We start from the raw sequence: 23,622 nt of genomic DNA, 5'->3' as shown, positions 1-23,622 counted from the left end.
TCTCCACTTCTGCAAGTGCAACCCCTCTGACCGACACTCCCGATCCTCATCACCTTCGCTTTGATGACGTGTCAAGGCGGGTGACGTGCAGGGATTCGTGGCACGCTAGCTATTGACCACGAGCGGCAGTTCTTCCTCGGTCTGGGTTCTGGCCGTCTCGACACGCCGGCAAGCAGCGACGATTTCCTGCAATGAGGTGGCATAACACTCCGCACCCATCGCGCTTTGCAGATCCGCGCTCCACTTCTCCGTATCCTCCGCCGCCCACAGTCCGACCACGATCGACACATTTGGCAATCGTGCGCGAATGCGCCTGACCAGATAGCGCAGATGCGACGGAATGCCGTCGATCTGCAAGTAGAGAATGCAGACGATGCCGACATCGTCCGCGTCGAGTTGATCGATCGACGCGCGCGATGCGGCCTCATGCGGCAACGCGCGTGACGTAAAGCCGTGCTTGCCGAGCAACTGCAACAGGATCGTTGTCGCCAATGCGTCGAGCGGACCGCGTCCGGGAATGCACAGCACACGGTTGTTGGCTGCGAGCGGCGACGTGTCTGTTGCACGTTCTTCTTTCGAATTGCCTGGAGAAACGAGCCGCGTATTCGCGGGTTGAGCTTGTGCATCGTCGGAAGTCCCGGACGCTGAAGAAGGTGCCAACGGTCCCACCGCGCTCCAGTTTTCTTCCGCCGCGGACGTGACCGGCTCGCGGTCGTCGTAGCCGTCGAGGCCGTCCACGAGGTCGTTCGTCGTCGCCTCGATGCGTGCAAGCTGCGTTGCCGTGACGCTGCCGCGCTCGACGTCGTTGGCCGCGAGCTGCAAGCCCTTGATCGCAACCTCATCGTAGTACGCGGACAATGAGCGCTCACGCAGCAGCACTTCGGCTTGCTCGATCGCCTCGTCCGGGTCGCCCGCCAACGCACGTTGGTAGAAGTTTTCGATGGGCGTGAGCGCCGGCTGGTCGCCCAGCAGCACATCGAGAAATTCCAGGCGCCGCACATGCCGGCCGAGCACGAGCAGGCAAAGCGTCAACGGTGTCGACAGAATCAGTCCTATCGGCCCCCAGATCCAGCTCCAGAAAATCGCCGCCACCACCACCGAAAACGGCGAGAGCCCCGTGCTGCGTCCATACAGCAGCGGCTCGACGATCTGCCCCACCAGCAACTCCACAGTGGCGAATAGCGCCAGCGACCAGATCGCCATCGCCCACCCCGGACTCACGGCGGCGGCGAGCGCGGTGGCCAAGGTCGCCGAGATCCAGATGCCGACGTAAGGCACGAGCCGCAGCAACGCCGCGAGAATGCCCCATAGAATCGGACTCGGCACACCGATCATAAAAAGCCCCGTGCCGATCACCACGCCGACGCCCGCATTCAGGCCGAGTTGCGACACGAAGTAACGGCTCAGACGGCGCGCGGCTTCATCCATCACCGTGGTCGTGCGGTGCAGATCGCGCGAGCCGAACAGACGGATTGCGCGGTCGCGCAGATCGTCGCGTTGCAGCAGGATCACCACCATCACGACGAAAACGATAAACGCCGTTTCGAGCGGGCTGATAGCCGGCGACAGCACGCGTCTCGCGAGTTCGAACGGCGTCGGCACCGGCTCGCGCACTTCGACGGGCACGGCGGCGGGTTCACTGGCCGTGGTGTGCGCGCTGCCGCGAGACGCCGGGCCAGCCTGCGGTGCGGGTTGCGGCGGTTCGACCGTCGCGCGTTGCAGCGCCTGGCCTGCCGCGCTGGCAAACCGGTTCAGTTTGCCGATGGTCAGGCTGTGCGCCGTTTCCATCTTCTGCTCGATGGTCGCCTGATAGCGTGGCATGCCGGCCGCGAGATCGGTCAGTTGCGTGGCGATCACCGCGCCGAGCATCCCGATCACCGACACCGAGATCACCACCGCGGCGAACACGGACGCTACGTGACCGAGCCGCAAACGCGTCAGCGCATCGGCGAGTGGCGCGACGAGAAAGCTGAGCAGGATGGCGAGCGTAATCGGAATCAGCACGGCGCTCGCAAAGTAAAGGCAAGCGACCACCGTGACGCCCACCGCAAGCGCGATCAGGCTGTCCAGGCCGAAGGCCGTGGCGGGCGCTTGAATGCGGGCGGCCGGCCTCACGCCGCGCGGTTGGGGTATGTCCTTCATTTGCGCGAATCTGTCCGGTTACGTTCGGTTGCCGTTCTTGTGTCTTGTGAGGCGTGACAATCTTGTTGGCCAATATGCCGGTCAATAGGACTATCGGACCATCGTCGAAGTCCCATTGCGATAGCGCACTTACTTCAAAGGCTCGTCAGCGATCGGGCCACTTTCTACCGGCGGTGCTTCCTTTTCTATCTCGGCGCGTGCCTGGTCCCAGTACTCGTCAGGCGTGCCTTTCGGATCGTCTGCCTGCTCCCACAGGTAATAAGCGCGCATGCGGATCTGTTCCTCTACAGAGGTTTGTTCCTGTTCCATTTGATCACCTCGGTTAAACCTGGCGTGGGCCGATGTCGGCTGCGCTGCGCGTCCGCCGCAAAAAGAGCGGCATGGCGCGCAGTCCCTTGCAATCGAGCAAGCGCTATACCCGGCAGCGCAAGCTCGACGGCGTTTTACGCCTTGGTGTGTCAGGCTTAGGCGGAGGGTTCGCTTTCGTCGGTAGTGAGCTGCTCTTCGAGGCGGTCGAAAACACGCTGCGTCGCGCGGTTCGGTGCGTCGAGCGCGAACAGCAACAACGAGCGTGCCGTCACCTGATACGCGTCGCCGGCACTGAAGAGCGGCAACTCGGAGCGCACCGGCATGTTGGTATCGAGCAGGCAGGTCCACTGGTCGCCCTCGGGAATATCGGGCAACGTGAAGTTGACGACATCGTGATGCGCATTCAGCACCAGCAGCAGAGTCGCATCCGAGGCCGGACGGCGAATGCCGCTCGCCTGCGCGCGGCCGTCGATCACGAGGCCGAAGCAGCGCATCGACGGATCGTCCCACTGCTCCTGCAAGAGATCCGTGCCGTCCGGCGAGAGCCAGCGTGCGTCAGTCACGTCCAGCGCCTCGTTGTATTCACCGATGATAAAGCGGCCACGCCGCAATACCGGCAGGCGGTGGCGCAACGTGGTCAGATTCTTGACGAATTCGATGAGCGCGCGGCCGTCGTCATCGATGGCCTCCCAATCGACCCAACTGATCTCGTTGTCCTGGCAATAGGCGTTGTTATTGCCCTTCTGCGTGCGGCCGAATTCGTCGCCCGCGAGAATCATCGGCGTGCCTTGCGAGAGCAGCAGCGTGGCGAGCAGATTGCGTTTCTGGCGCTCGCGCTGCTGACGAATCTCCGCGTCGTCGGTCGGACCTTCCACGCCCATGTTCCAGGACTTGTTGTCCGAGTGGCCGTCGTTGTTGTCCTCGCCGTTGGCGTCGTTGTGTTTGTCGTTGTACGAGACCAGATCGTTGAGCGTGAAGCCGTCGTGCGCGGCGATGAAGTTCACGCTCGCCCATGGGCGGCGGCCGCGATGATTGAACTTGTCGCCCGAACCGGTGAGACGCGTGGCGAGATCGGCGACCTTGCCTTCGTCGCCCTTCCAGTATTCTCGCACCGTGTCGCGAAAGCGGTCGTTCCACTCGGCCCAGCCGGGCGGAAAGCCGCCGACCTGATAGCCACCGGGGCCGCAGTCCCACGGCTCGGCCACCAGCCGCACGCTCGAGAGCACCGGGTCCTGCCGGCAACTGTCGAGGAAACCGCCGCCTTCGTCGAAACCATGCAATTCGCGCCCGAGAATCGTGGCGAGGTCGAAACGGAAACCGTCCACCTTCATTTCCGTCACCCAGTAACGCAGGCTGTCGGTCACCATTTGCAGCACGCGCGGATGCGACAGGTTCAGCGTGTTGCCGGTGCCGGTATCGTTGATGTAATAGCGCGGCTCGTCGGGCATCAGCCGATAGTACGACGCGTTGTCGATGCCTTTGAACGAGATCGTCGGGCCACGTTCGTTGCCTTCGGCAGTGTGGTTGTAGACCACGTCGAGAATGACTTCGAGATTGTTGTTGTGAAAACGGTCCACCATCTCCTTGAACTCGCCCACTGAATCAATCGACGACGCGAAGAAGCGCGGATCGGCGGCGAAGAAGCCGATCGTGTTGTAGCCCCAGTAGTTGGTGAGGCCTTTGTCGAGCAGATAGCTGTCGTTGACGAAGGTCTGGATCGGCATCAGTTCAACCGACGTCACGCCCAGGTTTCTGATGTAGTCGAGCACGACCTGCTGACCGAGCCCAGCAAAAGTACCGCGCAGATTTTCCGGTACTTCCGGATGTTGTTTGGTAAATCCGCGCACATGGGTTTCATAAAAAATCACGCGCTCCCACGGCAGCGCGTTGCGTTCGGGATGACTCCACGAAAAATTGGCGTCGACCACCTTGCACTTGGGCACGAAGGGCGCGCTGTCGCGCTCGTCGAAAGACAAGTCGCCCTCTTCGGAACCCAGCGTATAGCCGAAGATTTCCGGCGCCCATTTGAGTTCGCCGATATGCGCCTTCGCATACGGATCGAGCAGCAGCTTGTTCGGATTGAAACGATGGCCCTTCTCCGGTTCATAAGGGCCGTGCACGCGATAGCCGTAAACCGCGCCCGGCTTGAGGTTCGGCACGTACACGTGCCACACCTCGTCGGTGTATTCCGGCAGTTCGATGCGTTCGATTTCGTTTGCGCCGGTTTCATCGAACAGACACAGTTCGACCTTGGTGGCGTGCGCCGAGAACAGCGCGAAGTTGACACCGCTTCCGTTCCATGTCGCGCCAAGCGGAAAAGGCGTGCCTTCCGAGATGCGCGTCGAGTAGTTGGCCTGGGATGACATAGTGGGTCCTATGGAAGCAAGAGGCGCTGACGCGCGTGTTTTAGTGTAGGCAGAGGATCCGTCGATGCAGGGATTTCCGTCCGCATGGAATGCATCATCGGAACATCAAACAGCAAGCCCGCTGATTTAGCAAGTTCCGGACCTGAGAGGATTGACGTAGGTATTGGCGCTGCGCGGCACAACTTTTGCAGCAAGCAAGGTGAAAGCTGACTCAATGAAGCGGCGCGGCACAAGAAGCGCCGGACATGTCATCAGGGAGAACAATCATCATGCAACGAATACACAATTCACTGGCCGCCACCGCCCTGCTCCTCGCCACGCTCGCGTCGTACGGCAATGCGCACGCTCAGGGCGCGCCTCAGGCAATTACGGAAAAACGGACGGACGTGGTGCAACTCGCGAGCGGCTACCGCGCGTCGAAGTTGAGCGGCGCCGATGTCTATAACAAGAACAAGGACACTATCGGCACGCTGGACGATCTGATCGTCTCGCCAAGCGGAGACCGCAGCACGTACGCGATCCTGTCGGTAGGCGGATTCCTCGGCATGGGCAAACATCTGGTCGCCGTGCCGTTCAACGACTTACAGATCAATAACCGGCGTGTGGTGCTGCCTGAAGCCACCAAAAAGTCGCTCGAGGCGCTGCCTGAGTTCAAGTACGCGCCGGACTAAGCGCGGGTCTCTGATCCGGTCGACCGGTTGCAAGGGACTGCCCTTGCAGACCGGTTAGTTGCGCTGTTATCTGTAACAGGTCAACGGCCCGTCACGGCGATATATTCAATTAACCTAAATAATCTGAGTGCCCCTTGACACTCTGCATCTGCTTCAATCTGCCGCGAATTCCATAGTTGCCGCATGGAGAATTTCTTTCAAAGCGCACGCAGCCCTTACGGCGGTCCGGCCGCATGCAGCGCCGCAGCCGATTCGAGCACACGCAACAGACGCTCGGGCGTCAACGGCTTCGCGCAATGCGCATCGAAACCGGCGGCCTTGGCACGTGCCCGGTCGTCGCGCGAGGCGAATGCGGTGCACGCCACCAGCAACATATGCGAAGTCGAAGGATGGGCGCGCAGGCGGCGAGCCAGTTCCAGGCCATCCAGGCCCGGCATCTTGATGTCCAGCACCACCGCAAACGGCTGCCATTCATGGGCCATCGCGCAGACAGCAAAGGGATCCTCAAGCGCGCGGCACTCGAAGCCGTCAGCAGTCAGCAACATCTGCAATGCCTCTGCCGCTTCCCGGTAATCGTCCACCACGAGGACGCGCCGGTGCGACGCCATCGCATACTGGATAGGCCGCCACACTACGACGTCTTCGTTATCGTCCATCCGGTCGTCGAACGTCACCATCTTCTCCTTGGCTTTTTTCCGTGCGCCACTCGCGGGCACTTCGGAACACGCGCGCAAGATTCGCTCCTGACGCGCAGACAAAGCTCATCGTTCTCCAGACGATGGTTTCTGTTCGCGTCGCACCGCGCTTGCAGCGCCGCAGCGTACGCCTTACCTCACCATAGCTCACGCAATAAAACGCCGCTGGTTGATTTAAGTGCGTTGAGGCATTGAGAACGGACGTTCACGCGTCGGCGAGACGCACTCGCGTCGCGCAGGCCGCCCTTGCCGCGTGCGCTGGATGGCACGCCTTGAGGCTATCATCGATAACGCAGGAATCCTGTCGAGAAAAACCCGGCACCCTTTTAGGGATTTGTACTCAGCGGGTTATCCCGCACGATCATCGATGAAGCCCTTGAGCATGGCCAGCGTATCGGCGTCGTCGATATGTTTGTCCGTGCGCCAGCGCAGCATGCGCGGAAAGCGCACCGCCACGCCGGATTTATGACGCGGACTTGCCTGAATGCCCTCGAAGCCGATTTCGAATACCAGGGTGGGCGTCACACTGCGCACAGGGCCGAACTTTTCGATCGTGGTCTTGCGAACGATGGCATCCACCTGACGCATCTCTTCGTCGGTTAGTCCGGAATAAGCCTTCGCGAACGGCACCAGCGTGCGCACGCCGTTCGCTTCGTCCCACACCGCGAAGGTGAAATCGGTGTAGAGACTGGCGCGGCGGCCGTGGCCGCGTTGCGCATAAAGCAGCACGGCATCGACTGCATACGGATCGATCTTCCATTTCCACCATGTGCCAGATGCCTTGGTGCGGCCCACGCCATACATCGATTCGCGTTGCTTGACCATCAGCCCTTCCACACCGCGTGATCGGCTCTCGTCGCGTAACGCCGCGAGCGCCTGCCAGTCCGCGGCGCGCACTAGCGGCGACACACGCAGCAGATCGCGCGCGAGCGTGCTGTCGATGGAAATGGCCAGCGCATCCAGTTGCGACCGCCGCTCGGCGAGCGGCGTCATGCGCAGATCCTTGCCGTGCGCTTCGAGCAGATCGTAGGCAAGCAGTGTGGCGGGCGAATCGGCAAGGATTTTTTTAGTCAGCGTTTTACGGGCAATCCGTGGTTGCAGGCGCGCGAACGGCAAGGGGGCCATCGCGCCCGGCTCCCACGCGAGAATCTCTCCGTCGATCACGCAACCGTCCGGTAACGCTTCGCCTAAAGCCGCCACCTCGGGGAATCGATCCGTGATCAGATCCTCACCGCGTGACCACAACCAGACACGTCCACCACGTTTGACCAGTTGCGCGCGAATGCCGTCCCACTTCCATTCGATCTGCCACTGCGACGGATCGCCGAGCGTCGCCGGATCGGCCTGCAATGGATGCGCGAGAAAGAACGGATACGGCAGGCCGAGATCGCTCTCCTGCGGGTGATCGCCGGACTGCGTCTCGTCACCTGTCGCTTCGGGCGCGATCAAACGCAGATAGCGCGCGGCATCGGGCTTCTGTTGCGAGTCGGTCCAACCGACCATGCGTTGCGCGATCCGTTTATGATCGACGCCCGCTACTTCCGCCAGCGCCCTCACCACCAGTTGCCGCGCGACGCCGACCCGAAACCCGCCGCCGATCAGTTTGGTCAGCAGGAAACGGCCGCCCCAGTCGAGTTCGTCCCAGTAGCCGATCAAACGCGTGCGCAACTCTTCCGGCGCGACGCCACGCAAAGTCAGCACGCGTTGCTCGATCCATTGCGTGAGGCCCAATTCGGAACTGCGTTGCGCGGGCGGCAGGATATGGGCGATGGTTTCGGCGAGGTCACCCACCGCGTGATAGGACTCCTCGAATAACCAGGCGGGCAAACCGGCGCGCTCGCGGGCAATCTCCGTCAGTAGACGCGTCGGTACCGACTGGCGCGGTTTGCCGCCGGCGAGAAAATACGAGGCCCACGCCGCATCTTCCGGCTCGGCCACGGCGAAGTAGCTCGTGAGCGCTTCGAGTTTGTCGTGCGTGGACGTGGTCGCGTCGAGCGCGGTGTAGAGGGCGGCGAAGCGTTTCATGCGCGGCTCGACGGGTCGGCGGCGTTGGCCGTGTCGTCAGTGGCGGCGTCTTGCTCGGCGGCCTCATCGAACTCGTGCGGCACGCTGCCCGTCGTGGCTGTTTCATCCGCGCCCGCGGCGTCGGCCTCGACGGTATCGTCGCCATATTGTGTTTCAAACGCGCCGGCCTCGAGGCCTTGCTCACGCAACCAGCGCACCATCGGCTCGACCGAGCCATGCGTGACGATCACGCGTTCAGCGCCCGTCGCCTGAATGGCCGTTTGCAGGCTGGGCCAATCGGCGTGATCCGACAGCACGAAGCCACGGTCGACGCCACGCCTGCGGCGCGCGCCACGCAGACGCATCCAGCCCGACGCGAACGCGTCGCTATAGTCGCCGAAGCGCTTGAGCCATGCGCTGCCCTGCGCGGACGGCGGCGCCACGATCAACGCCTGCCGGAACGCCACCTTGTCCTTGAGCGGGATCTCGCTCACGAGACGCACCGGCGGCAAGCGCACGCCGGCCTCCCGATACGCGCGATTGAGCGGCTCCACGGCGCCGTGACAGAAGATCGGCCCAATGCCGGCATCGACGCTCGCCAGCACGCGCTGCGCCTTGCCGAACGAATAGCAGAACAGCACCGATGCGCGTCCTTCGGCCGCGTTATGCCGCCACCACGAATCGACACCGTCGAACACGGTTTGCGGCGGGTCCCATCGATAGATCGGCAGGCCGAAAGTCGACTCGGTTATGAAGGTATTGCAGCGCACCGGTTCGAAGGCATCGCAGGTCGGGTCGGGGTCGAGCTTGTAGTCACCCGATGCCACCCATACGCGCCCGCGGTGTTCGATCCGCAGTTGCGCCGAGCCGAGTACATGCCCAGCGGGATGCAGCGACACCGTCGTGCCGTTGAGATCGAGCCGCTCGCCGTACGCCAGGGTTTGCAGTGATACGCCGGGCAAACGCGACAGCAGCACGGTCGCCCCCGCTTGCGACGCGAGATAGTGCCGATGTCCGAAGCGCGCGTGATCGGAATGCGCATGCGTAATCACCGCACGTTCCACGGGGCGCCACGGGTCGATATAGAAGTCGCCGGGCGGGCAATACAACCCCTCGGGCCGCGCCACCACCAGGTCCGCGAGATCTGCTTCGTCAGAGGCTATAGTCAATGGTGATTCCGATGGGAAAGATGGCACGTCGTGTCTGCGAATGATAGATGTCTATATGACAATCGCCGTTTTCATACGTGTTGAAGCATGTCGACGCAACGTCGATACAGCCGCCAAGCAAACTGCATTCCTGGCGCGCATTGGCGAATCGGCGTGACAGCAAGAAACGGCAACGCCAGCGTGGCTGCATTCTTGCTTAAGTATGCATGAGCAACAAGGCAAGCGCGTCGGCAAAACCGGCATTCCGGCAGGCCAGCCACGCGCGCTGTGAGGTCACATGCAATCCATCATCGACGACCACGCGTTATATGTGGCGAAACATCCCGGTACATTCGCGCTGCAAACCTTGAAGGCATTTCGCGCCAACCAGGGCTTGCTGCTCGCGGGCGCGGTCGCGTATTACGCGTTGCTTTCGATCGTGCCGCTCATGATCCTGATCGTGATCGCCCTGTCGCGCTTCGTGCCCCAACATACTTTGCTCGCGGCGCTCGCGCATCTATTGCAATGGCTGGTGCCGGGCCAGTCAAATGCGCTGGTGCGCGAACTGGCCAATTTTCTCGCACATCGCGCGGTGATCGGCTGGGTCTTGTTGCTGACGATGATCTTCTTCAGTTCGCTGGCCTTCACCGTGCTCGAAAACGCGATGTCGCTGATTTTCGTCCACCGCGTGGTGGTACGGCGGCGTCACTTCCTGCTCTCGGCGATGCTGCCGTATTGCTACATTCTGTGTCTCGGCGTCGGCCTGCTGATCGTCACCTTCGTGTCGAGCGGTCTCGAGGCGATCGGCGCCGAAGGCATCGAACTATTCGGCCTGCATGTTTCGTTGCAGGGACTCTCGCGCGTCGTGCTGTATCTGCTCGGCCTCGCGGGCGAGGTGTTCGTGCTGACCTCGATCTATATGGTGATGCCGGTCGGGCGCCCTTCGCTCAAACATGCGCTGTTCGGCGGCGTGGTCGCCGCGGTGCTATGGGAGATTACGCGGCACGTGCTGGTCTGGTATTTCGCGACTCTCTCGCAGGTGAGCCTGGTGTACGGATCGCTGACCATGGCCATCGTGATCCTGTTCAGCCTGGAGTGGCTGGCGACCTTGCTGCTGCTGGGAGCCCAGGTGATTTCGCAATACGAACGATTCGGAAGCGAGCCGCTTCAGGCGCCGCAACCGGAAATCAAGACCGATTGAGCCTCGCCGCGATGCGCCCTACGCCTCGGGCAACATGGCGAATGGCAAGACTGGGGTAACATTCTCCTGAATACCGGCCGAGGCGCACGCCTGGCGTAACCGCCTCCACCCGGCAGGCTTCAGGACCCGACAATGAGCATCACCCTGCGCAACAACATACAGATTTCCGGCAACGGCAAGCGGACCATGGTGCTGGCGCACGGCTTCGGTTGCGATCAAACCATGTGGCGCTACCTCGCACCGTCGTTTCATGACGAATACCGGACCGTGCTGTTCGATCACGTCGGCAGCGGCTCGTCGGATCTGAGCGCCTACGACATCGACAAGTACGACTCGCTGTACGGCTACGCCGCCGACCTGATCGAGATCATCCGCGAAGTCGCCGAGGGCCCGGTGGTGTTCGTCGGCCACTCCGTCAGCGCGATGATCGGCCTGATCGCGAGTCTCAAGGCGCCGCAACTCTTCTCCGCGCTCATCATGGTGGGCCCGTCGCCCTGTTATGTGAACGACGGCGACTACGTCGGCGGCTTCTCGCGCGACGATATCGAAGACTTGCTGCGCACCCTCGAAAGCAACTACCTCGGCTGGTCGAGCACGATGGCGCCGGCCATCATGGGCGCACCGGAGCAGCCGGAGCTCGGCGTCGAACTGACCAACAGTTTCTGCCGCACCGATCCTGAGATCGCGCGGCAATTCGCGCGCGTCACGTTTCTCTCCGACCATCGCGCGATACTGTCGCGCGCGACCACGCCCACGCTGATTCTGCAATGTAGCGACGACATCATCGCGCCGTGCGCGGTCGGCGAATATCTGCACCGCATGATGCCTGGCAGCACGCTGCATCTCATCGAGAACGTCGGCCATTGTCCACACCTCAGCTCACCGAGCGCAAGCGCGGACGCGATGAACGCCTTTCTCGGGCCGATGAGCCTGTAGCACGATGCAAAGCACGGACCGCCCGCTGCCCTCAGCCGACGCACTATTCGAGCACGCCGCCTGCGGCCTGCTCGTCACCGATGCCAACGGACGCATCCTGCGCGTGAACGCGACCTTCTGCGGCTGGCTCGGCTATGAGACCGCGGAGCTTGCCGGGGCGAAGCAAATCCAGGATCTGCTGAGCGCCGGCGGCAAGGTGTTCTATCAGACGCATTGGGCGCCGCTCCTGCAAATGCAGGGTTCGGTGGCCGAGGTCAAGCTGAACATGATGCATCGCGACGGCCACATGGTGCCGATGCTGCTCAACGCGGTGCGCCGCCGGCACGGCGACGTGACGTATCTCGAAGTGGCGGTGCTGATCGTCGCCGACCGTCATAAGTACGAGCAGGAGCTGCTGCTCGCGCGGCGCAATGCCGAGGCGTCCGTGGCCGCGCATCAGCTCGCGCAGCGGGAGTTGCAGGAAAGCCGCGACGTGTTGAGTCTCGCCATGCGCGGCGCGCGCATGGGCGCGTGGTCGCACGAACCGAATTCGGGCAAGTTCTGGTGGAGCCGCGAACTGGAAGCGCTCGCGGGTTATGCCGAAGGCCGCTTCGCCAACACGCCCGGCGGCTTTTTCGAACTGATTCATCCGGGCGATCTGGTTGCGCTGAACGAGGCAGTGGACCATGCGGTGGAAGCCGGTGACGACTACGTCGCCGAATTCCGCTTTCTGCATGCGAGCGGCGACTGGTGCTGGATGGAAGGCCGCGGGCGCGCCACGTATGACCGCCACGGCGAGCCGCTAATGATCTACGGCCTCGGCATCGACATTACCGAACGCAAGGAAGCGCAGACGGTCCTGTTACGCCAGGCCGCGATCTTCGAGCACCTGAGCGATGCGATCGTGATCACCGACCTGCGCGGCAATATCACCGACTTCAACGTGGGCGGCGAACGCATGCTGGGTTATCGCATGCGCGAGATTCTCGGCAAGCCGGTCGCGCTCTTCCTGCCGCCGGAAGAAGCGCTGAGCATCCGCCGGGAAGCGCTCGCGGCGCTCGCCGCCGAAGGCACGTGGCGCGGCGAGTTGCCGTTCGTGCGGCGCGACGGTTCGCGCGGCGTGTGCGAAACCGTGGTCAAGCCGCTCGCGAACGCACGCGGCGATATTTACGGGGCGGTCAGCATCAACCGCGACATTACCGAGCGACGGCGCGCCGAGCAGCAACTCACGCGGCTGAATCTCGAACTCTCGAAGGCCGATCGCCGCAAGAACGAATTTCTCGCCACGCTCGCGCACGAACTGCGCAATCCGCTGGCGCCGATGCGCAACGTGCTCGAGATTCTGCGTCTCAAGGAATTCGCCGATCCACAATTGAACTGGTCGCGCGACGTGTTCGACCGGCAACTGCAACATATGACACATCTGGTCGACGATCTGCTGGAAGTCTCGCGCATCACTCAGGGCAAGCTCGAGTTGCGCAAGCAACGTCTCGAACTGGCGCGCGCAATGCAATCGGCCATGGAAGCGGCGCGGCCGACCGTGCAGGCGTCGTCGCATCATCTGAGCGTGACGCTGCCACGCGAGCCGCTTTATCTGGTTGCCGATCCCACGCGCCTGTCGCAGATGATCCTGAATCTGCTGAACAACGCCGCCAAGTACACGCCGCCTGGCGGCAGCATTTCGCTCGCTGCGGAACGCGAGGGCGATGAAGCGGTAATCGTCGTGCGCGATTCCGGCATCGGCATTCCGGGCGAGCATCTGGACAGCGTGTTCGAAATGTTCTCGCAACTCGCGCCCGCGCTGGACCGCTCGCAAGGCGGCCTCGGCATCGGCCTCGCGCTGGTGCGCGGCCTCGCGGAACTGCATGGCGGCACAGTCGCGGCCTTCAGCGACGGCCCCGGCAAAGGCAGCGAGTTCGTGATCCGCCTGCCGCTGACCAAATCCGCTTCGTTGCCGTCCGACAGTGCGCCGACCGAGACGCCGCACGCGGCGGGTTTGCGCGTCGTGATCGTCGACGATAATGCGGACGCCGCCGACAGTCTCGCGATGGTGCTCGAACTCGAAGGCCACGAAGTGCGCACGGCCGGCGACGGCATCGCCGGTCTTGAACTGATCGGCGCGTTCGCGCCGCAGGCGGTGATTCTCGACATCGGCTTGCCGCTTCTGAACGGCTATGAAGTGGCGCGGCGCATTCGCCACGATTACCAGGACGCCGGCATTGTGCTGATCGCCGTGACCGGCTGGGGCCAACAGCAGGACAAGCAGACGGCCGTGGCCGCCGGCTTCGACCATCACTTCACGAAGCCGGTCGATCCGGGCGAGTTGCAACGGGTGTTGAGCCGGCAGCGGGTATGAGCGCGCCTTGTTAAACTGACGCGATTTCCGCCCGCCGCCCCTTTATGCCCATCGACACCGCTGCCGCATTCACCGCCATCTCTTGCGAACCCGTTTCGCCACGCACCGGCAAGCTTGCTCATGCTTGACGGCGCTCAAGTCACACGCACCTTGGCCGCGCGTGGCATCGCGCCCGATGCGAGCCAGCGCGAAGCGATCGCCGCGCTCGTTGCACTGCTCGGCGCGAATGGCCGGCGCGCGCGGTCCAACTCGCCAGCGGCGCATCGAGGCGTGTATTGCCACGGACTGCCTGGGCGCGGCAAGAGCCTGGTGGTCGACACGGTGTTCGAGTTGGCGACCTGCCGCAAGCGGCGTCTGCACTTTCACGAATTTCTGCGTGAGATGAACCGGCGGCTCGTGAGCGAGCCGCGCGGCGACGACCGGCTTGGCTCGGTCTCGCGGCAATGGCTCGATGGAGTCGAGTTGCTGTGCTTCGACGAATTCCACGTACACGACATCGCCGACGCGTTCCTGATGGGCCGCTTTCTCGATACCGCAATCGGTCTCGGCACACACATCGTGCTCACCTCGAACTACGCGCCGGATGGCCTGCTATCCGACCCGGAGTTTCACGAGCGCTTTCTGCCGACCATCGACCAGATCAAACGCTGCTTCACCGTGATTCATTTCGACGGCGCGCGCGACTACCGTTTCGGCGGTGAAGAAGCACAAGTGCCGCATTTCTTCGCGCCGCTCGATGCCGCCAATCGTGAAACCATGCGCCAGATTTTCGTGCGTTATGAAGGCAGCGAAACGCTGGATCCGGTTACGGTGAGCGCGGCCGGCCGCCCGCTTGCCGCACGCGCGGCGGGCGCGGCATTACTGTGGGCGGACTTCGAGAATCTGTGCGTGGCGAGCCGCTCGCATCTCGACTATCTGGATCTCGCCGAGCAATGGCACGGTCTGATTCTCGACAATCTGCGCACCGAATGGCTGAGCCAATCCCACACGCTACAACGGCTGATCTGGCTGGTCGATATTCTCTACGACCGCAAGCGTGCGCTGTTCATCGCCTCGGACGAACCGATCGAAGCGGCGCTCAGCGGCCTGGTAGGCGCGCACGATCTGTCGCGCACGCTGAGCCGGCTCGCCGAAATGCAATCGCGCGCTTATCGCAACACGCTCGACGGGATGGACGAGGATTCGGCGGACACGCCGGCAGATGCAATGGACGGTTCCTCTTAAGCTGCCGGGCAGCTACTTACGTGCGTATTCTGCAAATCTTGCAAAACGATCGCAAATCCTGCGCACCCTCTTTGAATCGCCATCGTCGAGAGGAAAACCCGCTATTCATAGGATGAAACGGCGGATGGCCGCCTCCGTGCCGCCATTCGGGAATAGGACCTGCTACCGCCGTTGCGGGCCCATTCTTCAGGGGATAGCGTTCCGCTCTTCCCGTCCTTATGATCAGAACCGCTTCTGTCGCCGCGGCATTGTGCGCGGCCTGCGTCACTTCCGCCTGCGTCCACATCGGACCATCCCGCCTCAAAGCCGATCAGGTCGACTATGCGCGCGCCCTCGGCGATGCGAAGAAACGCGAGATTCTCGCCGCCGTGGTCGGGTTGCGTTACGGCGACGCGCCCGCGTTCCTGACGGTCAGCAGCATCATCGCCGCCTATACGTTCGATGCCACCGCGGGCGCCACGGCCAACGTCGGCTCGGGCAGCCAGCCGAACTACGCGCTCGCAACGGGGAGCGCCTCATATTCGAATCACCCGACTTTCACCTTCACGCCAACCACGGGTGAAGCCTTCGCCTCGGCGTACATCCGCCCGCTTGCGCCGTCGCTGGTTTTGCCGCTTGCCGAAGGCGGCATTCCGATCGATCTGCTGTTGCGCATCACCGCGCAATCGGTGGGCGGCTTGCAGAACGGCAATGCGCTCGGCGGCGAAAACAGCGCGGGTGCGCCGGGTTTCTTCGAGTTGCTGCAAGCGCTGCGGCGTCTGCAACTGGCCGGCGAACTAAACGTCGAGTCGCGCCAGGCGGACGGCAAAAGCGGAGCGATGGGCGTGTATCTGGTCATGGGTGCGACCACCAGCGGCGAGTCGCCGGCCACGGCGGCCGATCTTGCCCGCGTGCGCAAACTGCTGCATCTGTCGTCGAATACGCGGACCTATGAGATTGTCTACGGGCCGTCGTCGGCATCGCAAAAGGGCGACAAGATACCGATGGTGACGCGCTCGGTGCTTGGCATCCTTTCCGACCTCGGTGCCCAGGTGCAGGTGCCGGTCGAGCGTATCAGCGATGGCTCGACCAAGCCGACCGTCGGCCTGATCGGCGGCGAGACCAGGCCGACCATCATCGTGCACTCCGGCAAAACACCGCCTGAGAATGCCTACGTGATGATCGCGTATGGACCGTCGACGTATTGGGTCGATCGCAACGACTTCGATTCGAAATATGCCTTTACAGTCGTGCAGAATCTGATGGCGCTAGCCGAAGCCGATACGAGCAGCAAGGCGCCGGTGGTGACGATTCCGGCGAATTGATCGCGCGATAGCGGCGGCGGCCCGCGAGTTCGCGGCGGCGGATAAAAAAGCCGGCGGCTCTTATCAAGCCACCGGCTCTTTACCGCGGCGGACCTATCCGTGCCTTTACTCCTGACTGCGCTTGGACTGCACCCGCGCGATCTGCTGCTTCGCCGCTTCGTACACCCGCTCCGGCGTGAAGCCGAACTTCTTCTTCAGATCAGCGAGCGGCGCGGACGCGCCGAACGTATGCATCACCACCTGCGCACCGAGACGGCCCACATAGCGGTCCCAGCCGAGCGAGGCAGCCTGTTCGACAGCGACACGCGCATCGACGTCCGGTGGCAGCACCGAGTCCTGATACGCCTCGTCCTGGCGCTCGAAGATGTCCCACGACGGCATCGACACCACGCGCGCCGCGATCCCCTCGCCCTTGAGCTTCTCGTACGCGTCGACGCAGATCGAGAGTTCGCTGCCCGTCGCCATCAGGATCACTTGCGGCTTCTGTCCATCGGGCGCATCGGCGAGTACATAAGCGCCCTTCCGCGTGCCGCTGGCGGCGGCATAGCGGCTGCGGTCCAACGTGGGCAGCGCCTGACGCGACACGACGATGCATGACGGCCGCCGCGGATCCGACAGCGCCACCCGCCAAACCTCGGCGACTTCGTTGGCATCGCCCGGACGCAGCACGGTGAGCCCCGGCACGCCGCGCAGCGAGGCCAGTTGCTCGATCGGCTGATGGGTCGGGCCGTCTTCGCCCACGCCGATCGAATCGTGCGTGAACACGAAGATGGACGGCACTTCCATGATCGCCGAGAGGCGGATCGGCGGCTTCATGTAGTCGCTGAAGATCAGGAACGTGGAGCCGAACGGCCGCAGATTCGACAGCGCGAGGCCATTCACCGCCGCACCCATCGCGTGTTCGCGGATGCCGAAGTGCAGATTGCAGCCGCCATAGCTATCGTGCTCGAAGCTGCCCGCGCCTTCGAATTTCAGGTTGGTTTTGGTGGACGGCGAGAGATCCGCCGCGCCGCCGATCATCCACGGCACGCGCGCGGCAATCGCGTTGAGCACCTTGCCCGACGAATCGCGTGACGCGACGCCCTTCGGATCCGCGTCGAACGTGGGGATGTCGCTGTCCCAGCCCGCCGGCAATTCGTGCGCTTCCATCTGCGCGAATTCACGCGCGAGTTCCGGGTACTTTTTGGTGTACGCGTCGTACTGCGCCTGCCATTGCTCGCGTGCCGCCTTGCCGCGTGCGCCGATGCCCGCCGCGAAGCGCTCATGCACGCCATCCGGCACATAGAAGAACTTGTCCTCCGGCCAGCCGTACGCCTTCTTGGTGAGCGCCACTTCTTCGACGCCGAGCGCTTCGCCATGCGCCGACGAAGTGTCCTGCTTATGCGGCGAGCCCCAGCCGATGATGCTGTGCACCACGATCAGAGTCGGCCTGTCGGTGATGCTTTTCGCTTCGACTAAAGCGGCTTCGAGCGCGGCGGCGTCGTTGGCGTCGTTCACACGCAGCGTATGCCAGTTGTAACCGTGGAACCGGCTTTCCACGTCGTCGCTGTATGCGAGGTCGGTATGGCCCTCGATCGTCACGCGGTTGCTGTCGTAGATCCAGATCAGATTGGACAGCTTCAGATGCCCGGCGAGCGAAGCCGCCTCGTGCGAGATGCCTTCCATCATGTCGCCGTCGCCGCACAACGCGTAGACGCGATGGTCGAAGAGCGGCGCATCCGGCTTGTTGAAGTGGCTCTCGCACCAGCGCCCCGCCATCGCCATGCCGACGCTGTTGCCGAGCCCTTGGCCGAGCGGCCCGGTGGTGGTCTCGACGCCGGTGGTCATGCGGTACTCGGGGTGCCCCGGCGTATTGCTGTCAATCTGGCGGAAATGCTCTATGTCGTTGAGCGAGACGGCGGGCGCGCCGGTCGGTTTGCCCTCCTCGTCCACCGCCTTCACGTTGGCCAGATGCAGCAGCGAATACAGCAGCATCGACGCATGTCCCACCGAGAGCACGAAGCGATCGCGGTTCGGCCACAACGGCTCGTCCGGGTCGTAACGAAGATGGTTTTGCCACAGATGATAGGCAACGGGTGCCAGTGCCATCGGCGTGCCGGGGTGACCGGAATTGGCCTTTTGCACAGCGTCCATCGACAGCGTGCGGATCGTGTTGATGCACAGCTGATCGAGGGCGGGATCGTTTTGCATGGGACACTCCTTGTTCGGCGGTTGAAGAGAAAGCCGGGACGCACTGTGTCGGCGCACCCGGCGAACCGTGTTACGTGGAAGAACGCATGAGGAACCGCTGCGAGGCTCAACGATGATGCGCCGATGCGCGCAAATCTGCACGGAGCGTTACACGCGGCATCAGATGGATTCGCTGCGGGGAGCGAGTCTTTCAGAGGGCTTGGGACGCGAGCCCGTTCCGATCGGCGCGGACAAGGGGGAAGAAACGGCGTGCGCCAGTATCAAGCCGCGCGCAGCCAATGCTCGACTAGTGGACCATGTTTGCCGTCAATCGGATCCAGCGGCGGAAAAGGCAACGCCTCCATCGCCGCGAGTTCGTCCGGCGTGAGCGCCTCCCGGCGGATGTCCCACTGCTGGCCCTCCGGATAGCCGGCCACGACCCGAAAATGCCGGGCGAACGATTGCAGGCAATGGCCAGTCCCGGCCGGCAGCAGGATCGCGTCGCCGGCGGATAGCGTCACCACCTTGCCGCCCGGTCCGCCGATGATCACTTGCGCGGAGCCGTCCGTCACGCCCAGTATTTCGTGCGCGGTGGCGTGGAAATGGTGGTAGTCGAAAATGCCGTCGCGCCACTGCGGCGGCCACGCATTGCGTTCGAAGAGGATTTCGAACGCGGCCGCGAGGTCGCCGCTATCCGGCATGAGGGCGCGCCTGTAAATCACGACCGGCAATGTGCGGTTGTTCGGCACCCAGTCGTGCGGCTTGAGCATGAAGGCTTCGTACTCGGTCTTGGCGGCGTCGATTCCATGCTTTGAATCGTTGAACATGGTTTGCTCCTTTGCGTCCTGAAGATCGCTGTGCTCCCCTGCAGCCGGCGTTGAAGACAACGCGCCAGCCGGCTCGGGCGATCTTTTCAGCGCCGCATAAAGCGCGCCTGCTTTCGCGCGCGCTTCTTTTTGGGCAATTCTGTGCGCGCTGCCGTGACGATGGACGAATTTCGCAAACATATGAAGTATTGGTCGCTTAGTTGTTTATCTCAGTCTGCGTGGCACCGGCCGCGAGGGTCGAGTGCCGCGCATGCCCGTCACCGCTGGTCAGCCGCCGCCGACGCCAGGCGCATCCGCCGAGGCTTCGTCGCCGGGGTTCAGCGGTTCGTTTTCCTGCTGCATGCATCTCTCCCTCGGATTTCCGGCTTGTACTCCGGAACCAGCATACGCCGCATCATTGCTTGCGCTGCGATTCACGTCCGCCGCCTCCGGGCGGCTAGGCATGGGAGCCGGTGCCGAGCGGGACTTCGGTGGTTTGAGCCGGGCGCTCGTTCGAGCGCGGCGGATTGGTCGCCTTGTCCACGCCGGTCTGTTCGACGGGCTCGATACCGAGCGCGCTGGGTTCGACATAGTGCGTGCCACTCGGCTTGTTGCGCTGTTTCACTTCGTCTGTAACTAGCGCGTCGAGCTGGTTCTGCGGGTTGGTGTCCTGCGGGTTGGTGTCCTGCGGTTCGGTCTGCATGCCGCCCTCCTTCTGATTTCGGATATGTCTTCGATGCAGCAACATCCGGTCCCTCTCCGTCAGCACGCCAACGGCAAGCTGGGCACAGCCGTTGCGGCAGGTGCGGTGGAGGTCTGGACCGACATTTGTAAAAAGGAGAACCTCATGACAATGACGACGATTCGCGTATCCGATACTGAAGTACAAGTCGAACGCACCCTGTACACCTTCGCGCAAAAGAACGACGCGGACTCATTCCAGCGCTGCCTCGCCGATACCTCGATCGACAGTTGCTATCGCACGCATCCACCGCTCTCGGCGCGGCCGACGCTGCCTGACGAACATCCCGACGACCCAGGTCGTGGCAGCACGATTTCTCCGTCGCTCGGCGGCATGCCATAAGGCAATCCCTGCTTCCGGCGGCGCGAGTGCGCCGCCATCCGTCAGTTCTCTGGGCTCGCGCGATCCGCTGCCACGATCTCACGGCCATAGTCGATCGCGGCGCGGCGCGCCTCGTCGGCGGTCGCGTAGGGCCCGATTTCGGGCGCGCCATCGAATGGAAACAGAATTCTTCTGTCCGCTTTTCTGACAACCTTCAGTCCACCTACGTAACGGCCGTCGCCTGTTCCGTGATAGCTGGCGTAAATCTCGAAGTCATCGTCAGCAACGTCGGCCTTATGTCGCGCCATTTGTCTTTCCCTTGTCCCTGCACTTCTGTGCGTCATGTCCGGTGCGATATCGCGGCGCGTTCCGCCGCTGTGGCGCCACGCGCATGCTGTGGTCGAGCAATAGCTGTTCCACACGCCACGGGCCCAGATTCTCGGCGAATGGGGCCGGTGGCATGCCGGTTGCGCTCGACAGGCATTCACATCACGGAGACCACGATGACTATGACGAGCACGCGTTGCATGCCGAGTCTGCATCTGCATACGCCGATGCCACCGGAAGTCGACCCCGACGCCCCGCGCCCGACCAGCGATCCCGATCCGTCGCCGCCGCCCGACGACGTGCCGCCGAATGATCCGGATCGTGCGCCCGAAGGCGATCCGCCTGCCAGGCCGCCGCCAGTCAGCGCCGCATGATCCTATCCAAGTGGCGTTGCAAAGCGAGGGCTGGGCGGAATGCTTGTAAGCGCAAATTAAACCAGTGGTCCGGTAATTGCGGACTCTTCGGGTAAGCCGGCGCTCGGGGACCGGCAACCCGCCAGGAGTCAACATGAGCACCGATCACATTGTCGAAACCGCGCCGCAGAGCGCAACGAAAGGCACCCCCGGCACACCCGATAGCGCGCCCATCAAGGAGTACCGCAACGCCGCGGGCGGCTGGGGCTCGGTGAAAGCGGTCGCGTCGATCCTCGTGCAGGAACACGTGACGTTGAACGGCAGCCGCATTCTCTCGCAGCAGAACAAGCCCGACGGCTTCGCCTGCGTGAGCTGTTCATGGGCCAAACCCGCGGACCCGCATCTCTTCGAGTTCTGTGAAAACGGCGCAAAGGCGACCGCGTGGGAAATCACCAGCAAACATATCCATACGGACTTTTTCGCCGGCCATACGCTGAGCGAATTGCGCTCATGGAGCGGTCTGGAACTCGAGTCGCGCGGGCGGCTGACCGCGCCGATGCGCTGGGATCCGGCGACCGACCGCTACGTGCAGACCACCTGGGAACATGCGTTCGCCGAAATCGCGAGCGAACTGCAAGCGCTCGATCCGAATGAAGCGGTGTTCTATGCATCGGGCCGGGCGTCGCTCGAAACGTCCTACATGTATGCGCTGATGGCGCGCGTGTACGGCACCAACAACCTGCCGGACAGTTCGAACATGTGTCACGAAAGCACCTCGGTCGGCTTGCCGAAGTCGATCGGCGTTCCGGTCGGGACCGTGCAACTCGAAGACTTCACGCATACCGACTGCATGCTGTTCTTCGGCCACAACACCGGCACCAACGCGCCGCGCATGCTGCATCAGTTGCAGGATGCGCGCAAACGCGGCGTGGAAATCATCACGTTCAATCCGCTCAAGGAACGCGGGCTCGTCACATTTGCGAACCCGCAGTCGCCGCTCGACATGCTTACCCCGGCCGATACGCGGATCAGCACGCAATATCATCAGGTGAAGATTGGCGGCGATGCGGCGGCGATTGCCGGACTTTGCAAGCTGCTGATCGAATGGGACGACGACGCGCAACGCAACGGTGAGCCGCGGGTGCTCGACGCGGCTTTCATCGCCGAACATACACATGGCTTCGAAGCCTTCGCCGACGCGATGCGCGCCACTTCATGGGAAGAGATCGAACACCACTCGCAACTCAGCCGCGGCGCGCTCGAAAGCGCGGCACGTGTCTACGCGAAAGCGAATGCCGCGATGGTGCTGTACGGCATGGGCATCACGCAGCATCGCAGCGGCGTGCACAACGTGCAGATGCTGTCGAACCTGCTGCTTCTGCGCGGCAATATCGGCCGGCCGGGCGCGGGCATCTGCCCGATTCGCGGTCACTCGAACGTGCAGGGGCAGCGCACGGTCGGCATCACGGAAAAGCCTGAACTCGCGCCGCTCGACAAGCTGAAAGAACTCTACGGCTTCGAGCCGCCGCGCGACAAAGGCATGACCACGGTCGAAGCCTGCCGCGGCGTGCTCGACGGCAAGGTCAAAGCCTTCATCGGCCTGGGCGGTAATTTTCAGGTGGCGATTCCCGATCATCATGTGATGGACCCCGCGTGGCAGCGGCTGCGGCTCACGGTGCAGATCGCCACCAAACTCAACCGGAGTCATCTGCTGCACGGCGAGGTCGCGTATTTGCTGCCATGCCTCGGGCGCATCGAGATCGACCGCCAGGCGAGCGGCGAGCAATGGGTCAGCGTGGAGGACAGCACGGCCTGCGTGCATGGCTCGCACGGACTCGCCGAGCCGGCCGGCGACATGCTGCTGTCGGAACCCGCGATCGTCGCGGGCCTTGCAAAAGCTCTGCTGCCGCGCAATCCGAAGATCGACTGGGATGCGTGGGTGGACGACTACTCGCTGGCGCGCGATGCAATCGAGCGCACCTATCCGGATCAGTTCAAGGACTTTAACCAGCGCTTCAGGCAACCAGGCGGGTTTCACCGGCCACTCGCCGCTTGCGAGCGCAAATGGAATACGGCAAGCGGCAAGGCGAATTTCATCGTGCCCGAGACGCTCGACGAAGACGCGGACATGCCGTCGCGAGGTCCAGACGTACTGCGCCTGATGACGGCGCGCGGCGACAGTCAGTTCAACACCACCGTGTACGGTCTCGACGACCGCTTTCGCGGCGTGCGTGGCAGCCGCAGCGTACTGCTCATGCATCAGGACGACATGACGCGGCTCCGCTTTTCGGAAGGCGACGCGGTGTGCATCTCCACCGTCTCGAACGACGACGTGACGCGCGAAGTGGACGGCATGCATGTCCACGCGTTCGACATTCCGCTGGGTTGCATCATGGGCTACTACCCGGAATGCAATCGCCTGATTCCGCTCTCGCATCACGCGGAATCGAGTCAGGTGCCGGCGTCGAAGTCGATTCCGGTGCGGCTGCGCAAGTCGGCGGCGAGCGAGGATTTGGCGGCGTGAGAATGCAGAAAGGGCGCGCCGGCCTGAATCAGAGCGCCCTTTCTG

At 63.0% G+C, this 23,622-nt stretch carries 19 protein-coding genes; 9 read left to right on the top strand and 10 right to left on the bottom strand.

All coding sequences use genetic code 11. The annotated features are described in order from the left end of the window. Positions 1–105: 105 nt before the first annotated feature. From P0D73_RS22100 to glgX, 3 genes are all read right to left on the bottom strand, one after another. Positions 106–2,142, bottom strand: coding sequence for an AI-2E family transporter (locus tag P0D73_RS22100; protein ID WP_408180168.1), 2,037 nt, complete (start codon positions 2,140–2,142; stop codon positions 106–108). Positions 2,143–2,271: 129 nt separating this feature from the next. Then, the gene (locus P0D73_RS22095; RefSeq protein WP_132377259.1) at positions 2,272–2,451 is read right to left on the bottom strand and encodes a DUF2934 domain-containing protein; all 180 of its coding nucleotides are present in this window, start codon (positions 2,449–2,451) and stop codon (positions 2,272–2,274) included. A gap of 155 nt (positions 2,452–2,606) precedes the next feature. Next, a complete protein-coding gene (glgX, locus tag P0D73_RS22090) occupies positions 2,607–4,817 on the bottom strand; it encodes a glycogen debranching protein GlgX (RefSeq protein WP_408432870.1) in 2,211 nt (736 codons plus the stop codon). Positions 4,818–5,086: 269 nt separating this feature from the next. Between glgX and P0D73_RS22085 the strand changes: the two genes are divergently transcribed. Further along, positions 5,087–5,488 carry a PRC-barrel domain-containing protein gene (locus tag P0D73_RS22085; protein ID WP_408432868.1) on the top strand — a complete coding sequence of 134 codons (402 nt, stop codon included), beginning with the start codon at positions 5,087–5,089 and terminating at the stop codon, positions 5,486–5,488. A 215-nt stretch (positions 5,489–5,703) separates the two neighbouring features. Here the strand turns inward: P0D73_RS22085 and P0D73_RS22080 are convergent, their stop codons facing one another. From P0D73_RS22080 to P0D73_RS22070, 3 genes are all read right to left on the bottom strand, one after another. Beyond that, complete coding sequence (locus P0D73_RS22080) at positions 5,704–6,162, bottom strand: response regulator (protein ID WP_408226228.1); 459 nt, start codon at positions 6,160–6,162, stop codon at positions 5,704–5,706. 369 nt (positions 6,163–6,531) lie between these two features. After that, a complete protein-coding gene (locus tag P0D73_RS22075; protein ID WP_408432866.1) occupies positions 6,532–8,208 on the bottom strand; it encodes an ATP-dependent DNA ligase in 1,677 nt (558 codons plus the stop codon). Beyond that, complete coding sequence (locus tag P0D73_RS22070; protein WP_408432864.1) at positions 8,205–9,356, bottom strand: ligase-associated DNA damage response exonuclease; 1,152 nt, start codon at positions 9,354–9,356, stop codon at positions 8,205–8,207. The genes P0D73_RS22075 and P0D73_RS22070 overlap by 4 nt, the downstream gene beginning before the upstream one ends. Before the next feature lie 277 nt (positions 9,357–9,633). On the opposite strand from P0D73_RS22070, the gene P0D73_RS22065 reads away from it, so the two are divergent. The 5 genes from P0D73_RS22065 (at position 9,634) to P0D73_RS22045 (ending at position 16,335) form a co-directional block, all read left to right on the top strand. Continuing rightward, a complete protein-coding gene (locus P0D73_RS22065; protein WP_132377264.1) occupies positions 9,634–10,536 on the top strand; it encodes a YihY/virulence factor BrkB family protein in 903 nt (300 codons plus the stop codon). 132 nt (positions 10,537–10,668) lie between these two features. Then, a complete protein-coding gene (locus tag P0D73_RS22060; RefSeq protein WP_408432862.1) occupies positions 10,669–11,472 on the top strand; it encodes an alpha/beta fold hydrolase in 804 nt (267 codons plus the stop codon). Positions 11,473–11,476: 4 nt separating this feature from the next. Further along, complete coding sequence (locus P0D73_RS22055) at positions 11,477–13,807, top strand: hybrid sensor histidine kinase/response regulator (protein ID WP_408432860.1); 2,331 nt, start codon at positions 11,477–11,479, stop codon at positions 13,805–13,807. A gap of 120 nt (positions 13,808–13,927) precedes the next feature. After that, entirely contained in the window at positions 13,928–15,031 is a 1,104-nt protein-coding gene (zapE, locus tag P0D73_RS22050; protein WP_408314530.1) for a cell division protein ZapE, read from the top strand. Positions 15,032–15,249: 218 nt separating this feature from the next. Continuing rightward, positions 15,250–16,335, top strand: coding sequence for a hypothetical protein (locus tag P0D73_RS22045; RefSeq protein WP_408285764.1), 1,086 nt, complete (start codon positions 15,250–15,252; stop codon positions 16,333–16,335). Between the two features lie 105 nt (positions 16,336–16,440). Here P0D73_RS22045 and tkt read toward each other — a convergent pair whose 3' ends face one another. From tkt to P0D73_RS22030, 3 genes are all read right to left on the bottom strand, one after another. Continuing rightward, entirely contained in the window at positions 16,441–18,525 is a 2,085-nt protein-coding gene (gene tkt, locus P0D73_RS22040) for a transketolase (RefSeq protein ID WP_408285762.1), read from the bottom strand. A gap of 260 nt (positions 18,526–18,785) precedes the next feature. Beyond that, entirely contained in the window at positions 18,786–19,331 is a 546-nt protein-coding gene (locus tag P0D73_RS22035; protein WP_408432858.1) for a cupin domain-containing protein, read from the bottom strand. Positions 19,332–19,767: 436 nt separating this feature from the next. After that, positions 19,768–20,013, bottom strand: coding sequence for a hypothetical protein (locus tag P0D73_RS22030; protein ID WP_408432856.1), 246 nt, complete (start codon positions 20,011–20,013; stop codon positions 19,768–19,770). 144 nt (positions 20,014–20,157) lie between these two features. On the opposite strand from P0D73_RS22030, the gene P0D73_RS22025 reads away from it, so the two are divergent. Next, positions 20,158–20,394, top strand: coding sequence for a hypothetical protein (locus P0D73_RS22025; protein WP_132377272.1), 237 nt, complete (start codon positions 20,158–20,160; stop codon positions 20,392–20,394). 41 nt (positions 20,395–20,435) lie between these two features. On the opposite strand, the gene P0D73_RS22020 is transcribed toward P0D73_RS22025, so the two are convergent. After that, positions 20,436–20,681, bottom strand: coding sequence for a DUF6723 family protein (locus P0D73_RS22020; protein ID WP_132377273.1), 246 nt, complete (start codon positions 20,679–20,681; stop codon positions 20,436–20,438). Positions 20,682–20,876: 195 nt separating this feature from the next. On the opposite strand from P0D73_RS22020, the gene P0D73_RS22015 reads away from it, so the two are divergent. Together P0D73_RS22015 and P0D73_RS22010 are read left to right on the top strand one after the other, a co-directional pair. Next, positions 20,877–21,074: a hypothetical protein gene (locus tag P0D73_RS22015; RefSeq protein WP_408180181.1), complete on the top strand. Its 198-nt coding sequence runs from the start codon at positions 20,877–20,879 to the stop codon at positions 21,072–21,074. Positions 21,075–21,207: 133 nt separating this feature from the next. Continuing rightward, complete coding sequence (locus tag P0D73_RS22010; RefSeq protein WP_408432854.1) at positions 21,208–23,577, top strand: FdhF/YdeP family oxidoreductase; 2,370 nt, start codon at positions 21,208–21,210, stop codon at positions 23,575–23,577. The last annotated feature ends 45 nt before the right edge of the window (positions 23,578–23,622 follow it).

This window comes from Paraburkholderia sp. RL18-101-BIB-B (genome assembly GCF_046026985.1).
GTDB lineage: Bacteria > Pseudomonadota > Gammaproteobacteria > Burkholderiales > Burkholderiaceae > Paraburkholderia.
This window is presented reverse-complemented; position numbering and strand designations above follow the sequence as displayed.

Excerpts from the sequence above, each read along its gene's own strand:
- P0D73_RS22100 (WP_408180168.1), bottom strand. The coding sequence starts at position 2,142 with ATGAAGGACATACCCCAACCGCGCGGCGTGAGGCCGGCCGCCCGCATT.
- P0D73_RS22095 (WP_132377259.1), bottom strand. The coding sequence starts at position 2,451 with ATGGAACAGGAACAAACCTCTGTAGAGGAACAGATCCGCATGCGCGCT.
- glgX (WP_408432870.1), bottom strand. The coding sequence starts at position 4,817 with ATGTCATCCCAGGCCAACTACTCGACGCGCATCTCGGAAGGCACGCCT.
- P0D73_RS22085 (WP_408432868.1), top strand. The coding sequence starts at position 5,087 with ATGCAACGAATACACAATTCACTGGCCGCCACCGCCCTGCTCCTCGCC.
- P0D73_RS22075 (WP_408432866.1), bottom strand. The coding sequence starts at position 8,208 with ATGAAACGCTTCGCCGCCCTCTACACCGCGCTCGACGCGACCACGTCC.
- P0D73_RS22065 (WP_132377264.1), top strand. The coding sequence starts at position 9,634 with ATGCAATCCATCATCGACGACCACGCGTTATATGTGGCGAAACATCCC.
- P0D73_RS22060 (WP_408432862.1), top strand. The coding sequence starts at position 10,669 with ATGAGCATCACCCTGCGCAACAACATACAGATTTCCGGCAACGGCAAG.
- P0D73_RS22055 (WP_408432860.1), top strand. The coding sequence starts at position 11,477 with ATGCAAAGCACGGACCGCCCGCTGCCCTCAGCCGACGCACTATTCGAG.
- zapE (WP_408314530.1), top strand. The coding sequence starts at position 13,928 with ATGCTTGACGGCGCTCAAGTCACACGCACCTTGGCCGCGCGTGGCATC.
- P0D73_RS22045 (WP_408285764.1), top strand. The coding sequence starts at position 15,250 with ATGATCAGAACCGCTTCTGTCGCCGCGGCATTGTGCGCGGCCTGCGTC.
- tkt (WP_408285762.1), bottom strand. The coding sequence starts at position 18,525 with ATGCAAAACGATCCCGCCCTCGATCAGCTGTGCATCAACACGATCCGC.
- P0D73_RS22035 (WP_408432858.1), bottom strand. The coding sequence starts at position 19,331 with ATGTTCAACGATTCAAAGCATGGAATCGACGCCGCCAAGACCGAGTAC.
- P0D73_RS22030 (WP_408432856.1), bottom strand. The coding sequence starts at position 20,013 with ATGCAGACCGAACCGCAGGACACCAACCCGCAGGACACCAACCCGCAG.
- P0D73_RS22025 (WP_132377272.1), top strand. The coding sequence starts at position 20,158 with ATGACAATGACGACGATTCGCGTATCCGATACTGAAGTACAAGTCGAA.
- P0D73_RS22020 (WP_132377273.1), bottom strand. The coding sequence starts at position 20,681 with ATGGCGCGACATAAGGCCGACGTTGCTGACGATGACTTCGAGATTTAC.
- P0D73_RS22015 (WP_408180181.1), top strand. The coding sequence starts at position 20,877 with ATGACTATGACGAGCACGCGTTGCATGCCGAGTCTGCATCTGCATACG.
- P0D73_RS22010 (WP_408432854.1), top strand. The coding sequence starts at position 21,208 with ATGAGCACCGATCACATTGTCGAAACCGCGCCGCAGAGCGCAACGAAA.